A 15,825-nucleotide genomic window follows, 5' to 3' on the forward strand; every position below is an offset into this window, starting at 1 on the left:
TAAGCAATATTTTATATTTAATAGAATTTTTAGTAAAAAATAGAGCTTTTTATAGACAGCATAGAAAACCTTACTTTAAGCTTGGGTTTGTAATTGATATGTTATTTGAGAGAGATAAAAATGCTGTCTTTAGGCAAATCTATAAATCAACACAAATCATTTCTAATTTTAGGTTTAGTAACACTGGGGTCATTTGCAGCAATCAACCCAGCCCAAGCGGTGACATTCGAGTCCAAAGCATGGACTACAGATACTGAATTTATATCGTTAGTGAATCGTAAAGAGTTTGAAGAATTGTTTGTTGCTGAAGGTCGGGTTGGTGACAGTGGAGGTATGGCACAGAAGGAAGTAAAGATTAATGGTGATGTTGTATTAGGCGCTCCGGTTCTTGACGAAAAGAACTTTAATTGGGGTAATAGTGGTACACTATGGGACTTTACCCTGGCATATACAGGAAGCGAAGTTAAATTCACCGTTGGTAACACACTCATAAGCACCACAAAAGTAGCAGCCAACAGTGAAATAGGTGATATCTTTATCCGTACTGCTGCTGTAAAAAACAGCAATACGACAGACAGCATTATGACGCTGAGTAACTTGCTGTTTAATGGTCAAGCAATAACGAATTCTTCAGGAGTGAGTAGCATCTCTTCTATAGGCTCTACAGGTACATCTAACGGTAGAGACATAGATTATTTACAAATTAAGGATGTGTCATCCACTAAATTTACAATCACTGGTAAAACATCTATGAGTTGGACGGGCACACGACCATCTAATTCTAATCTCGCTTTCCAAATCAAAGTGGGCAAGAAAAAAAGCGTACCAGAGCCTGGTATGGTCGCTGCAATCTTAGCAGTTGGAATCGTGGGTGCAACTGTTAGCAGAAGAAAGCAAGTAGTTATATAGGGAATGGGGAATGGGGAATTGGTTAAAAGTCAAGAATCAAGAGTTATTCCCTTACTTCCTCATACCCCGGTTGGTGAGCGGAGTCGAACCACATCCCCCTCATCTTCCCTCTAGCTTCTTACAGTTTGACAGTAACTGTCTTAACTTCGGTGTATTGCTGCAAGCCATATTCACCTAGTTCTCGACCGATACCAGATAGTACCAGCACGCACGTTATGAGCGATCGCATGTGCTTTGGTGATATCCTTTGTCCAGACTGCGGCGGCAAGTCCGTACATCGTACTATTAGCCCGTTGAATTGCTTCATCAATATCTTTAAATTTGATAATGCTCATCACTGGCCCAAAGATTTCCTTTTGGGCTATTTTCATGTCATCACGCACATCGGTTAAAACCCTACTTGTATAGTGAGTGGCTTAGTTTCCCCGTTCCCTTACTTAAATTACTACAGAAGTTGCCGGAACTCTTCAATAGTGTTTACAGTTTTGATAGCTTGTTGAATACTTTTTAATTGCTGTAAATCAGCAATTTGATAGATTGTAGGCATTAATTCCAAACCGGAGTTGCCAAATTTAATCTCTAATGCCAATTCAATACCTGAAAATAATTCCTCTCGCCGTCCACGTTCTTCCCCGCGTGCTTCCCCGCGTGCTTCCCCGCGTGCTTCTCCGCGTGCTTCCCCGCGTGCTTCTCCGCGTGCTTCTCCCTCGCGTAAAATTTCTTGATACCAAGGCGATTCACGTAACACAGTCATATCCCACCTCATAATTTCCTGAACTAACCCACTCTCTAAAACAAACGTAGCAAAAAAAGCTAATACCGTTTCCAGTTGGTTTAGTTGTTCATCTGCACGCAGAATTTGTAATGCTTCTCTAATGGTAGATTCATTTTCGCCACCTTTGAGAATGGGGACAAACGGCAGTAAGGATGGTAACGGTTGTTGAAAAGCAATATTGACATCAACTTCCCACAGGTTAATTACCCGATAATCTTGTATTGCCCGTAATCCTGCAAGATTGGAGATAAAGCTCGTGGGTATTTCGTTGTTGCCAGTTTTTAGAATGTTGATCAGAACAGGGTATATTGGTAAATAATATTTTTCTTCAGCAAGTGCTGCATATGCACGTATCCGGCGTGGTATTCTCGATTGATAGCGCAGTTGCACTTCATTGAGAACAAGAAATTCTCCATACTCAAGACTGTTGACACGGATTAAAACATCACTTTCTCGACTTATCCACTGAAATTCACCACTGAGAATTTCTCCAGCAACAATATCGGGGATTTGAGTCACCCATCTTACCCAGTTATCGGGCGCGAGACTGATTAATCTTTTGGTGCTAACATCAGCAGGTTTTGTCATTGAGTTGTAGACACACTTAGAAAATAAAGCTAATCGTAACCTAAAGGAGACAGAAACCGTAAACTACCATACAAATCGAAAAAATAGCTGTTTTTACTGGATTTTATGCAATTATTTGACCTAAGCACTAAGCAAACGCCAGTTCGCACAAAAATATAAAAAGATTTATGATCAGCGATAATGATTATCCATATGGTGAGAAAAGAGGCATGAGAGTATGGTGTCTGACGTAATCACAGATTCAGTTCCTGTTACTGTTTTAACTGGCTATCTGGGAGCAGGTAAAACAACTCTACTCAATCACATCCTCACCTACGAACATGGCAAAAAAGTAGCTGTGATCGTTAATGAATTTGGGGAAGTGGGCATTGATAACCAATTGATTATCGATGCAGATGAAGAAATATTTGAGATGAATAACGGCTGTATTTGTTGTACAGTGCGTGGTGATTTGATTCGCATCATTGGCAATTTGATGAAGCGACGTGATAAATTTGACCATTTAGTCATAGAAACTACTGGCTTAGCTGATCCTGCACCAGTGATTCAAACATTCTTTGTTGATGAAGATATGCAAAGTCAACTATCTTTAGATGCTGTGGTGACAGTGGTAGACGCTAAGCATATTCAACAGCACTGGGATGCAGATGAAGCGCAAGAACAAATTGCTTTTGCTGATGTGATTTTACTGAATAAAACTGATTTGGTAATACCGCAAGAATTAGATGAATTAGAAAAGCGGATTCGGTCGATGAATGCCATGGCAAAAATCTATCGGACACGTAATTCTGAACTCAAAATGGATGCCTTATTGGGCGTGAAAGCTTTTGATTTAGACCGCGCGTTAGAAGTTGACCCAAATTTTTTAGGCGAAGATACTCACGAACATGATGACAGTGTATTTTCTGTAGCTTTATTAGAAACGGGTGCGATTGACGGACAAAAACTAAACGCTTGGCTTTCTGAATTACTGCGTACTCAAGGGCCAGATATCTTTAGAATGAAAGGTATTTTAAACATTGCTGGAGAAGACAATAGATTTGTATTTCAAGGGGTGCATATGATATTTGATGGCAGATCTGATCGCCCCTGGAAACCAAATGAAACCCGTAAGAATGAGCTAGTTTTTATCGGACGCAATCTGGATGAAGCGCAACTTAAACAAGATTTTCGTGCTTGTTTAGCTTGAATAGAGAATAGGACGTGTTTTCAAACTGATATAGCAGATTGCAGGTAAATTTAGCAATGGACAGTTTGCTCCCGGTTGGAATCAGGCTGTATGCAACTGTCCTTACTTTTATGTCAAATCATTACAACGGGCGATAGACGCGGTAGTTGATGTTAGGGAAGATATTATCCATTAGCTCGACTTTTTCTAGCCAACCACTGTCTACTTTGCCAATTTTCAACTCCTCATAAAGCTTATTGAAGCGCATGAGGTGCGATCGCGTCCTTCTAACTGCATAGGGTACCATCGTTCCCGTCCGCATAATAAACGCCCAGTCAGAAGATTGAGCTAGTAGCAGTTCTCGCGCTGCTTGATTCAGCGCTCGCCACTGTAATTCATCCTCTGGCTCTAGGTGCGATATTTCAATCATCCGCTCTGCACCTTTGTGCAAATGTGGGTAAATCCACGCATTCGTTTCATTCAACCAATATTCGTGGAATCCCTTAAAACCCCAACTAGATTGCGAAGGACGACAAACTTGCTGAGTCGGTTCTGCTCGTAAATAATCCGCCAAGTGAGTCATTGCATAAGTTCCTTGGTCATGCCATGACTTACGGAATAGGTAATCGATGAACCATGGCCCCTCATACCACCAATGCCCAAATAATTCTGCGTCATAGGGCGAAACAATCACTGGCGGACGCTGCATGATCCCATGGAGATGCTCAACTTGCCGCTCTCGGTTATACATAAAGTTGCCAGCATGTTCTGCTGCTTTTTCTCTTGCCCAATAAGGATCGTAAAGTGCCTTATCAGATAAACCTAAACCACGACCTGTAATTTTATGATACTTAATACCCGTATTTTTACGCTGGCCATTAGGCATGATATAGGGCTTGATGTATTCATATTCAGCTTCCCAACCCAAATCTTTGTAAAATTCTCGATATTCTGCAGCGCCTGGATAGCCCACTTCAGAAGACCAAACTTGTTGCGAAGATTCATGATCTCGACCAAAGGCTGCGACACCAGTTTCAGTAAAAATCGGGGCATAGGTACCAAAACGCGGACGAGGACGGGCGTAAAGAATGCCATGCCCATCAGTGAGGAAGTAGCGTAAACCGGCATCTGCCAGCATTCGCTCTACACCCTCATAGTAAGCACATTCTGGCAACCAAATACCTCTAGGTGCCTGTCCAAAGGTTTCTTCGTAGTGTTCGCAAGCTACTTGTATTTGTGCCCACACTGCTTGTGGATACATTTTCATTAACGGTAGATAGCCGTGAGTAGCGCCGCAAGTGATGATTTCTAAATTGTTAGAGTCTTGAAACTGCTTAAAAGCTGTCACCAAGTCACCCTTGTTGCGTTCCCATATCTGACGCGCTTCGTTAAATTCAGTAGCGTAATGTTCAGCTAGATAAAGAATATGCCCATTGTGGAGATTACGCTCAGCCTCCATTTCTATAAGTTCTTCTAGTTGGGCTAAATGTGCGTCATAGCGTTCTTGCAGTAAGGGATCACGGAGCATCGACACTAAAGGCGGTGTCATGCTCATTGTGATTTTAAAGTCGATGCCGTCTCGCTTTAAGCCTTCAAATACTTTCAATAAAGGAATGTAGGTTTCGGTAATGGCTTCATAGAGCCATTCTTCCTCCAGCACATAGTCACTTTCTGGGTGACGAACGAAGGGCAGGTGTGCATGAAGTACAAGCGCGACGTAGCCAATAGCCATAGTGATTCTGGGGTGATACTTGTAAAGTGAAGTCGAGGGTTGGCAGAAATTAACAATATTTTAAGACTTTATCGTCCTTGTGATAGTAGTTTTGTCTCAAGTATTAGGAATCAAAGATAAATTCTTCCTAGTTCCCAGTCTCTAACCCAGTTCTCAAATACTCGCTCCAGATCAATACCTGCTGTTTGTCAACGTTTTGTCAAGATAATTGCGATCGCACTTTTTTGTTTCCATGTTAGCGTGAGTGAGCGGGCGCTCATAAGTAATTACAAGTGTTTATTTATACAAGTTTTAAATTTGTGATCAAGTAGGGATATATTCGGTGGATCGAATTACGTGAAGGATTAGGAATAGAAATTTTCGATTGTCGTTTGCGCGATCGCCTGCATTATACAAAACAGTTTTCCATCAATAATTTCATAGCGCTTCCATTCGTCAGTTGCGAGTAATTCTAGGTCTGAGGTTGTCCAACGAACTTGGTTAGAGATTATTTGATTCACAGCACTATATTGCCTGATGGAAAAATTCTACTTTCGGTGAACTCAGTTTGAAAGCAATGGCAACAGATTGAAACGTAGCGATGCCTACTGCGGTAGACTAGGCATTTTTTTGTCTCTATGCTAGCGGGACTGAGCAATCATAAATTTGTAGTTCTCTGTTCCCTTTATTTAGGTTGAGCAAATTATTGACTCGAAAAACCTTTTTATTCTTCACTATCCTGATATAAATCCTGCAAAGCTTGCTGTTGAGTTTTACGAGAAATACGGCGATATTTTTTACTTTCTAGTTTTGGTTCATACTGTTGTTGCCCTTTACCTTTAGTTTTCAACTTCATGCTAGATTCTGGATCGGCTTGTTGATGGAGCTGAGTTTGATGAGCGATCGCATCATCTAAAAATTCCAAATAATGTGGATATCGCTCCCAGTTTCCTCGCACAGCACACTCAGGTTCATCTCGGTGCAAACAATCATTAAACCGACAATTAGCAACAGCTAACCGTTCTCTGGCTTCTGGGAAATAATGTATTAATTCTTCTGGAGTAGCGTCAATATCAGGTTGATTAAAGCCGGGAGTGTCCGCCAGCAAGCCACCATCAGGTAACTCAAATAATTCTACATGGCGCGTAGTGTGGCGACCGCGAGCTAATTTCCCCGAAACTTCTCCTACACGCAGTTTAGCAGTGGGAATTAGCCCGTTAATCAAGCTAGATTTTCCCACACCGGAAGGCCCAGCAACTACAGTAATTTTATCGCTCAAATAATTAGCTACTTGGTCGATATTTACGCCATTCTTGACACTTATAAATAGCGGTTGATATCCCCAACCTCGTAGGCGATCGCTAATTTGCTGCTGCACCTGCAATGAAATTAAATCACTTTTATTGAGGCATAAAATCACATTTAAGCCAGTAAATTCAGCCTTTACTAAAAACCGACTTAGCTGATAAGGTTCCAAAGGTGGATCAGCGACGGCAAAAACCAACAGAATTTGGTTGACATTGGCAATGGGTGGACGATCTAGCTGAGTTTGACGCGATAAGACATCAGCGATCGCCCCTCTACCACCAGCCCAATCAGGTTCTTCAATGACGACGCGATCGCCCACCATCACCTGTTGCCCAATTTTTTTAAGGCGTGTTCTCCGAGTACACAGGAGAAATTGAAGCTGAGAAGGTTCTTGCTCCTTCTTCTCCCTGATTCCTCTCATCTGTTGTTGTTGATCTAGCTGTACTTGGTAAAAATTAGCCTGCACGGCCAGCACTGTACCAATTAACTGTTCAGATGCACTCAAGTTTTCCCCTCTCATTAGCCAGTAACTGGACGGCGTACTAACAGAGAAAAATAATCAGTGCAGTCTGTAATTTGTTCCACAAAATAGCCCGCCATTGCCAGACTATCAGGAACTTGCTCAATTGGCTCTCCAGAGTCTAGCCAGACTTCGAGCAAGCCACCTGGTTGCATCGTTTCCAAACGCAATTTTGTCCGCACAAAATTAATCGGGCAAGGGGTGCCACGCAAGTCGAGTTGAGCATCAGGAGTTGAAAGGGAGGAGGGCTTCATTACTTAAATAGATTTCCCAAGAATCCTTCTAGACCACCTTTACCAGTGCGGTCTCCCTTAATTTTAGCCAGTTTCTCTAATAGTTCCCTCTCCTCTGGAGTTACCTTTGTGGGAATATCAATTAATACTGTCAGCATATGGTCGCCCCTGCTTACAGGATTTCCCAAGCGTGGTACACCGCGATTTTCCAGTTTCATGATGGTATTTGGTTGAGTTCCGGCAGGAATTATCAGCTCCACTGGGCCGTCTACCGTATCTACTTCTAAACGACAACCTAGAATCGCTTGCAGGTAGCTGACTTTGATTTCCGAGAGAATGTTGATGCCGTCTCGATGGAATTCCTGATCTTCGTTGACAAACAAGTAAACATACAAATCTCCGGGAGGGCCACCACGTTGACCAGCATCCCCTTCTTGAGAGATTCGCAAGCGCGTACCATTATCTACCCCTGCTGGAATAGTAATTTTGAGTTTCTTGGTGACTTGATTTGCGCCTTTACCGTCACAGGCTTCACATTTGTCTTCAATGACTGTTCCCGTACCATTACAGGTGGGACATGTAGAAACTTGAGTGAAACTACCAAAGGGTGTTCTAGTGACACGGCGTACTTGACCCGATCCGCTACAAGTTGAACAAGTCCGAGGGCGCGTTCCTGGCTTAGCACCGGAACCATTACAGACTTCACAGTTTTCTAAATGTGAAATCCGAATTTCTTTTTCGCCGCCAAATACAGCTTCTCGAAAGTCTAACTTCAGGTCTAGGCGTAAATCATCACCTCGAACCGGCCCGCCACGTCGCCTTTGCTGCTGCGTTGGGCCACCCATACCACCAGCAAAGCCACTAAAAATACTTTCAAAAATATCAGCAAAGCCGCCCATATCGCCCATATCTTGGAAGCCACCGACACCAGCACCTGATACACCCTCTGGGCCAAAGCGATCGTAACGAGTGCGAGTTTCTGGCTCTGAGAGTACCTCATAAGCGCGGTTAATTTCTTTAAAGCGCTCTTCCGCTCCCGGTTCTTTGTTCACATCTGGGTGATACTTTCGGGCTAAGCGGCGATAGGCTTGTTTGATATCCTCTTTGTCGGCGTCGCGAGCGACACCCAGAATTTCATAATAGTCGCGGGCCATATAGCAAAGGTAAAAGTTAGAAGTAAGGAAGCAGAAAGCAGAAGGCAAAAGTTAACTTATATTAATAATTGATTGTACCTTTTACTTTTTACAAAAATCATCACCAAGTCTGGAGCAACAAGCGCTTTTTTCAAAGGAGACAACAAAAGCTAACGAAAGCTTATGTTCAGACTTTTTACTGCCTAAGACTGTCTCTTTTACAATTGTGCTACGTAGCAGGTTAAAATCTCGCCTATTAACTAGAGGAGCTAGCCGCACCATTAGGTGTGGAAAACCCCCATATGCATTGGATCGCATCTGTACTAAGACACTATGCCACAGATGGCAATTCGCTTCTACAATCTACCAAACCTTTGGGGAATGGGGGCAGGGGAGATGAGGGAGTTAACAATTCAAAATTCAAAATGACGCGACGCTCCTGTGTCGTTACCGCTGACACTCGTACCGACGCTCGATGACTCGCTACCGCTGCGAAGTGCAAAATTCGCCCATTAAAGACATTTTGAGTCGGGGATTTAAACCCCGACTCAAAATATGCTACGTGTAGACGTAGCGCAAAGTCTGAGCGCCAGCCTACGGCAACGTCTCCGACGAACAGAACTTTGTAACAGCCTAGTCTCAAACCCTTGAATGTACGATGAGGGAGAAATTTTCCGCGCGTCCCCGTGTCCCCGCGTCCCCGTGTCCCCGCGTCCTCTTGTCCATTCCCTAATCTATCGCTTCATAATCAGCCTGTGCGGTACTTTCTTCATCAAAATCAAAGTTGAACTGTGGGATTAAAGTGCCGTTCAGGGGTTGGTCTACTTCTGAAGGAAATGGATTAGCTGAAGCCTCATTACCGTCATCGTTTTGGCTGTTCGCGCGGTTGTAGACATCGGCACCGATGGCAAACAGAGTTTGTTGAAAGTCATCTAAGCGCTGCTTAAATTCTATAACAGAAATGCGATCACTTGTCATGGCGGCTTGGAGTTGCGAAACTTTTTCACTTGCCAAAACTTTCATTTGTTCACCAATCAATTCACCATTATCTTTTAAGGTAGATTCATAGCTGAACAATAGATTATCCCCTTGGTTTCTCAGTTCTACCAATTGTTTGCGTTGATCATCTTCTTCAGCAAATAATTCAGCTTCTTGCCGCATCCGTTCAACTTCGTTGGCACTCAGTCCACCTGTGTTAGTAATCCGGACACTCTGTTCTCTACCTGTCCCTTTATCTTGGGCAGAAACTTTAAGGATACCGTTGACATCGATTTCAAAACATACCTCAATTTGGGGAACACCACGGGGAGCTGGGGGAATTCCTGTGAGTAGAAACTTGCCGAGACTCTTGTTATCTCGTGCCATTGCGCGCTCACCTTGGAGAACATGAATCTCCACTGAGGTTTGCCCATCTACTGCTGTGGAAAAAACTTGTGACTTACTCGTGGGAATTGTGGTGTTACGTTCAATGATTTTAGTGAACACTTCTCCCAAAGTTTCGATTCCCAAAGATAGGGGAGTCACGTCTAATAGTAGAAGATTATCGACTTCTCCACCCAGCACTCCAGCTTGGATAGCAGCTCCCAGTGCTACGGCTTCATCAGGATTAATAGAACGATCAGGAGCTTTGCCGTTGAAAAACTTAATTAAAGCGTTTTGGACTGCGGGAATGCGCGTCGAACCACCTACCAAAATAATCCGATTGATGTCTTGAGGCTTGAGATCTGCATCTTTGAGTGCCTGGGCCATTGGTTCGATGGTAGCTTCAATTAAATGCCCTGAAAGCTCTTCAAATTTGGAGCGGCTAAGTTCCATCTCTAAATGTTTAGGGCCTGAGCTATCAGCGGTAATAAATGGCAAGTTAATGGAAGTACTCGCCATGTTGGAGAGTTCAATTTTTGCCTTTTCCGCTGCTTCCCGTAGGCGTTGCAGTGCCATTTTATCTGGGGAAAGGTCGAATTGCTCTTGTTTTTGGAAGCGTTCAATCATCCAACGCACAATGCAGTTATCAAAGTCGTCTCCACCTAAGTGATTGTTACCGCAAGTAGCTTTGACCTCAAAAACACCGTCTCCCAGTTGGAGGATAGAAACATCAAAAGTTCCACCTCCTAAGTCAAATACTAAAATTAGCTGTTCTTGGTCTTGTTTCTCCAAACCAAAGGCTAAAGCAGCAGCAGTTGGTTCATTGATAATTCGTAGAACTTCAAGCCCAGCAATTGTACCAGCATCTTTAGTTGCCTGCCGTTGCGCGTCTGTGAAATAGGCAGGTACGGTAATTACTGCCTTATCTACGGCTTCACCCAAGAAATTTTCCGCATCCTGTTTTAGCTTCTGGAGGATCATGGCGGATATTTCTTGTGGTGTGTAATTGCGTCCGCGAATCTGGACATCGACGGTATCGTCTCGACCCTTAACACAGTTATAGGGAACACGATCGCGTTCTATTTCGGTATCTTCCCAACGGCGACCGATGAATCTTTTGATACTATAAACTGTATTTTCGGCATTGGTGACAGCTTGGCGTTTTGCCAGTTGACCGACCAAGCGATCGCCGCTTTTGCCAAATCCTACAATACTAGGAGTAGTCCGTCCACCTTCGGTATTGGCAATTACAAGTGGTTGACCACCTTCCATAACTGCGACGCAACTGTTAGTAGTGCCTAAGTCGATCCCAATAACTTTTCCCATAGTTACCAGTATTTTTACTGAGTTCTTCTGCTGTATTTTACTGCGCGATATTTTTTTGGCGAAGAACCAAGGCTAGTGTAAACAGGCACTAAAAACGGGGAGTGGGAACTGGGGATTAGGGATTGGGGACTGGGGATTGGGGACTTGAATTATTTCTTCCCCTGCTCCCTCATCTCCCTTATCTCCCTCATCCCCCTCATCCCCCTCATCTGTTGATCAGCGAGGCGAGCAACTACAGGTTAACTGTCGGCTGGACTCGACTGATCTTCCTCCGTAGGAGGTGTGTCTTCCTTTGGAGCTGCTACTTTGACCATTGCATGGCGTAGTACGCGATCGCCCAAGTAATATCCGCGCACTAACTCTTCTAACACTGTTCCTTCAGGATGTTCATCCGTAGGTTCGCGCATTACGGCTTCATGGAGATTGGGATCAAATTCTTGACCTTCAGGACGCATCGGGGATACACCGAGACGCTTGAGACAGTCTACTAATTGTTTATAAACCCCTTGGTAACTTTTGTGGATGGTCATCTCGCCATCAGATTGCGGTTTGAGGTGCGATCGCGCCCGCTCAAAATTATCGACTACCGGCAACAACTCCGTAATCGTATTCCGCTTCACTAGCGCTTCTAGTTCTTCTTTTTCTTTGCTTGTGCGTTTCCGGTAATTCTCAAAATCAGCAGCAATTCGCATGTATTGAGTACTACGCTCGTCTAATTGCGCTTTTAGGGACTCGATTTGTTGAGTCAATTGTGCCAAAGCAGCCGCTTCCACTTCAGTCTTCTCAGTTGCAGCGACGCCATTGTCTTGTGGAATTGCAGAATCTCCAGATACATTAGCCTGGGTTGTTACTTGCTCAGTAACTTCGCTGCCAAATTCGTTAGAGTTGATTTCGGCTGGGGAGTCGCTCTTCATTGCTTGATTTACCTCTGTTGGTTCACCCAATTGCTGGCTTGTATAGTTTACCTGTTTATTTTCGTCCATCATTATCCACTCATCCCAGATACTTTTTACAGCATTGCATCGCCGGATATTGCGATCGTTGTGATTAACAACTAGCTATCGAGGCTGATTTTGTGCTGATATTTCCTGGATGTCATGTCACCGTCCTCTTATTGTGACAAATGCTGAACCTCATAGTGTAGGCTGAGAGCTAGGGGTTAGGGGTTAGAGAATTCAAAATTTCTTTTGAGAGCAAGGATTTAATAATTATTGATACCTGATGTTTGGGTGATATGTATTCTGCAAAGCAGAAATATAGGTAGTTTACCTCAATACCCTGTAAAGATTTAGCAATACTAAACCCCTTTCCCCATACTTCTCCTGTCAGAGACGCTACACGTAGCTTACTTAAGCATAAGGGTACGCTAAGTACAAGTTCCCTATTCCCCCTTCCCCGTTCCTAAATTATGAAGGGAGTATTAAATTTAATCAGTGTATATGAGAATTCTGCTTGTAAGGCTGGGAATACTCTAATGAGAGGTTTCCCCTACTCATTGCTCATCTATGACATCCTCTTCACCACAACGGCGCAGTACCGCTCTCACCACCAGAACAGAGTTGTCGCCCTTCGGCAACAAGCTAGTGCAATCTGGCTATGTCAATAGCGAACAGATGAAACAGGCACTGATTGAAAGCCGCAAGTCTGGCAGACCACTGACGGAAGTGCTAGAGTCAATCACTGGGCAACAACTGTCACCTGAGTTACTCAGGCAATATAAGAAACAGCAGCTATTTGAACTTAAAATACTCTACGGTGTTGAATTTCTTGATCCGGAAGTCAACCAAGTAGGTAACACGATGGTGGGGAACCTAATCGATACCCTCATCCCAGTGGATATTTGTCGTCGCCATCGCTTGGTGCCACTATCGAAAAATGAAGACCAAAACCCGCCCTCAGTATTAGTGGCGATGGTCGCGCCGGATAATTTAGAGGCTTCTGATGATCTAAACCGGATCTTACGCCCCCAAAACTTGGTTTTGCAGCGGATGGTGATTACCCAAGAGGATTACCAACAGCTAATCAACCAATATTTGGATGAAATGGCTGTCCGGCAGAAACATCTAGAACAAGAAAAGTTTACGGATATCAATCAGGATTTAGAAAATCTTGGAGGCCTTGACATCCAGGATGCGCCTGATGATATGGAGGCTGATTTAGGGGCAGCCATGAAGGGTGCGGAGGATGCACCAGTCATCAGCCTAGTCAACAGAATCCTAGCCAAAGCTTTGCATGAGAGGGTTTCTGATATCCACATTGAGCCTCAAGAGGAAAACTTACGAATTCGTTTTCGTAAGGATGGGGTGCTGCGTGAAGCTTTTGACCCTTTACCGAAAAAAATTATCCCGGCGGTGACAGCTCGGTTTAAAATCATCGCTAATTTAGACATTGCCGAACGGCGTCTGCCTCAAGATGGACGCATCCGCAGGATGTTTGAGGGACGGAAGGTGGACTTCCGTGTCAATACCTTGCCCAGTCGCTACGGGGAAAAGGTAGTACTGCGGATTTTGGATAACTCTGCAACGCAATTGGGATTGAATAAGTTAATTACTGATCCTGAAACTTTGCAGATTGTTCAGGATATGGTGGCCAAACCTTTCGGTTTGATTTTGGTAACGGGGCCAACTGGTTCGGGTAAAACAACCTCGCTGTATTCGGCACTATCAGAACGCAACTCTCCTGGAATTAATATCAGTACGGTAGAAGACCCGATTGAGTACAGTCTGCCAGGGATTACTCAAGTACAGGTAATTCGAGAAAAAGGGCTAGATTTCGCTACTGCATTGCGGGCTTTCTTGCGGCAAGATCCGGATGTGCTGCTAGTGGGTGAAACGCGGGATAAAGAGACGGCTAAAACAGCGATTGAGGCTGCTTTAACTGGTCACTTAGTATTAACAACCTTACACACTAATGATGCCCCAGGAGCGATCGCTCGTTTGGGCGAAATGGGTATTGAGCCTTTCATGGTTTCTAGTTCCTTAATTGGCGTTCTGGCTCAGCGTCTCGTCAGGCGTGTATGTACTGATTGTCGCATTCCTTACACACCCACATCTGAGGAACTCGCTCGTTATGGGATGTCAGCTTCCCAAGAAATAGGATTAACCTTCTATAAGGCTAACAGCTTGTCATTAGAAGCGATCGCCGAAGCTAAAGCCAAAAATCACCTTTGCCCGACATGTAACGGTGTTGGCTATAAGGGGCGTTGTGGTGTTTATGAAGTCATGCGAATTAGCGAAAACTTGCAAACTCTCATCAACGAAGAAGCACCAACGGAACGTATTAAAGAAGTTGCAGTTGAAGAAGGGATGAAAACCCTTCTGGCATACAGCTTAGATTTAGTTAAACAAGGTGCTACCACCCTAGAAGAAGTAGATCGAGTCACCTTTACTGATACAGGTTTAGAAGCAGAATTAAAAGCCAAACGTAAAAGCGGTCTTACCTGCCGGACTTGTAATGCTGAATTAAAACCAGAATGGCTAGATTGTCCGTATTGTATGACATCTCGTTTTCAAGATTAGTCAACCCCTGCGGGTAATTCAAAATTAATTTTTTGACTTTTGACAAATAACAAAGAACAAATAACAACTTACCTTGAGCAAAGTTGAAGGGATGACAAAGGATAAATATTTATGGAAATGATGATCGAAGACTTAATGGAGCAGATGATTGAAATGGGAGGCTCGGATTTACATTTATCCGCAGGTTTGCCTCCTTACTTTCGGATTAGTGGTAAACTCACTCCTATTGGCGAGGATGTATTAACTGCTGACCAGTGCCAAAGATTAATTTTTAGTATGCTCAATAATACCCAGCGTAAAACTTTAGAACAGACCTGGGAATTAGATTGTTCCTATGGTGTTAAAGGTTTGGCTCGCTTCCGGGTGAATGTTTATAAAGAGCGTGGTGCATACGCTGCTTGTTTACGGGCATTAAGTTCTAAGATTCCTAATTTTGAAAAATTAGGTTTGCCAGATGTGGTACGAGAAATGTCTGACAAGCCCAGAGGATTAATTTTGGTGACAGGCCCCACTGGTTCTGGTAAAACTACTACTCTAGCGGCCATGATCGACTTGATTAACCGCACTAAAGCAGAACATATTTTAACGGTAGAAGACCCAATCGAATTTGTTTATGAACCAATTAAAAGTTTGGTTCACCAACGACAACTAGGTGAAGATACCAAGAGTTTTGCTAATGCTTTGAAAGCAGCTTTACGGGAAGATCCAGATATTATTCTGGTAGGGGAAATGCGCGATTTAGAAACAATTTCTTTGGCCATTTCTGCTGCGGAAACAGGTCACTTAGTGTTTGGTACATTACACACCAGTTCAGCTGCACAAACTGTTGACCGGATTATTGATGTTTTCCCCCATGAAAGACAAACCCAAGTAAGAGTACAGTTGTCTAACTCACTAGTGGCTGTATTTAGCCAAACTTTGGTACCCAAGAAAAACCCTAAACCAGGTGAATATGGTCGGGTGATGGCTCAAGAAATTATGGTTGTTACTCCTGCTATTTCTAACTTAATTCGAGAAGGTAAAACATCACAAATTTATTCTGCTATTCAAACGGGTGGTAAATTAGGAATGCAAACTTTAGAGAAAGTTTTAGCTGACTTATACAAAGCAGGAACTATCTCATTTGAGGCAGCAATGTCTAAAACTTCCAAACCTGATGAAATTCAACGTCTTATCGGTACTACACCGCCGCCTGGAGGTGCAAAACCCGCTGCTAATGGAGCTGCTAGAGCGCATTAAAAAACAGGGTTAGGGGGAGAATTAAAAACTCTTGA

Annotated in this window: 13 protein-coding genes; 4 read left to right on the plus strand and 9 right to left on the minus strand. The window is 43.5% G+C overall.

The window, feature by feature from the left end; genetic code table 11:
* The first annotated feature begins 120 nt into the window (after positions 1 to 120).
* On the plus strand, positions 121 to 909 hold the full coding sequence (locus AC5JMF_RS02475) for a choice-of-anchor W domain-containing protein (protein WP_495794140.1): 789 nt from the start codon (positions 121 to 123) through the stop codon (positions 907 to 909).
* 170 nt (positions 910 to 1,079) lie between these two features.
* On the opposite strand, the gene AC5JMF_RS02480 is transcribed toward AC5JMF_RS02475, so the two are convergent.
* Both AC5JMF_RS02480 and AC5JMF_RS02485 read right to left on the minus strand, forming a co-directional pair.
* Entirely contained in the window at positions 1,080 to 1,280 is a 201-nt protein-coding gene (locus AC5JMF_RS02480) for an aldehyde dehydrogenase family protein (protein WP_495794141.1), read from the minus strand.
* 74 nt (positions 1,281 to 1,354) lie between these two features.
* A complete protein-coding gene (locus AC5JMF_RS02485; RefSeq protein WP_495794142.1) occupies positions 1,355 to 2,272 on the minus strand; it encodes an Rpn family recombination-promoting nuclease/putative transposase in 918 nt (305 codons plus the stop codon).
* A 217-nt stretch (positions 2,273 to 2,489) separates the two neighbouring features.
* On the opposite strand from AC5JMF_RS02485, the gene AC5JMF_RS02490 reads away from it, so the two are divergent.
* Positions 2,490 to 3,461, plus strand: a complete 972-nt coding sequence (locus tag AC5JMF_RS02490) for a CobW family GTP-binding protein (protein ID WP_495794143.1) — start codon at positions 2,490 to 2,492, stop codon at positions 3,459 to 3,461.
* A gap of 121 nt (positions 3,462 to 3,582) precedes the next feature.
* Here the strand turns inward: AC5JMF_RS02490 and AC5JMF_RS02495 are convergent, their stop codons facing one another.
* The 7 genes from AC5JMF_RS02495 to grpE form a co-directional block, all read right to left on the minus strand.
* On the minus strand, positions 3,583 to 5,172 hold the full coding sequence (locus tag AC5JMF_RS02495; protein ID WP_495794144.1) for a glycoside hydrolase family 57 protein: 1,590 nt from the start codon (positions 5,170 to 5,172) through the stop codon (positions 3,583 to 3,585).
* Positions 5,173 to 5,516: 344 nt separating this feature from the next.
* The gene (locus AC5JMF_RS02500) at positions 5,517 to 5,672 is read right to left on the minus strand and encodes a hypothetical protein (RefSeq protein ID WP_495794145.1); all 156 of its coding nucleotides are present in this window, start codon (positions 5,670 to 5,672) and stop codon (positions 5,517 to 5,519) included.
* A gap of 203 nt (positions 5,673 to 5,875) precedes the next feature.
* Positions 5,876 to 6,979, minus strand: coding sequence for a small ribosomal subunit biogenesis GTPase RsgA (gene rsgA, locus AC5JMF_RS02505; RefSeq protein ID WP_495794146.1), 1,104 nt, complete (start codon positions 6,977 to 6,979; stop codon positions 5,876 to 5,878).
* Positions 6,979 to 7,233, minus strand: a complete 255-nt coding sequence (locus tag AC5JMF_RS02510; protein WP_495794147.1) for a sulfurtransferase TusA family protein — start codon at positions 7,231 to 7,233, stop codon at positions 6,979 to 6,981. Before AC5JMF_RS02510 ends, rsgA begins: the two co-directional genes overlap by 1 nt.
* Positions 7,233 to 8,366: a molecular chaperone DnaJ gene (gene dnaJ / locus AC5JMF_RS02515; protein WP_495794148.1), complete on the minus strand. Its 1,134-nt coding sequence runs from the start codon at positions 8,364 to 8,366 to the stop codon at positions 7,233 to 7,235. Before dnaJ ends, AC5JMF_RS02510 begins: the two co-directional genes overlap by 1 nt.
* Positions 8,367 to 9,074: 708 nt before the next feature.
* Positions 9,075 to 11,033, minus strand: coding sequence for a molecular chaperone DnaK (dnaK, locus tag AC5JMF_RS02520; RefSeq protein ID WP_495794149.1), 1,959 nt, complete (start codon positions 11,031 to 11,033; stop codon positions 9,075 to 9,077).
* A 239-nt stretch (positions 11,034 to 11,272) separates the two neighbouring features.
* The gene (gene grpE / locus AC5JMF_RS02525; protein WP_495794150.1) at positions 11,273 to 12,019 is read right to left on the minus strand and encodes a nucleotide exchange factor GrpE; all 747 of its coding nucleotides are present in this window, start codon (positions 12,017 to 12,019) and stop codon (positions 11,273 to 11,275) included.
* Between the two features lie 519 nt (positions 12,020 to 12,538).
* On the opposite strand from grpE, the gene AC5JMF_RS02530 reads away from it, so the two are divergent.
* Positions 12,539 to 14,551, plus strand: coding sequence for a GspE/PulE family protein (locus tag AC5JMF_RS02530; RefSeq protein ID WP_495794151.1), 2,013 nt, complete (start codon positions 12,539 to 12,541; stop codon positions 14,549 to 14,551).
* Positions 14,552 to 14,662: 111 nt separating this feature from the next.
* Positions 14,663 to 15,790: a type IV pilus twitching motility protein PilT gene (locus AC5JMF_RS02535; RefSeq protein ID WP_495794152.1), complete on the plus strand. Its 1,128-nt coding sequence runs from the start codon at positions 14,663 to 14,665 to the stop codon at positions 15,788 to 15,790.
* Positions 15,791 to 15,825: the final 35 nt, after the last annotated feature.

The organism is Desmonostoc vinosum (assembly GCF_059505385.1).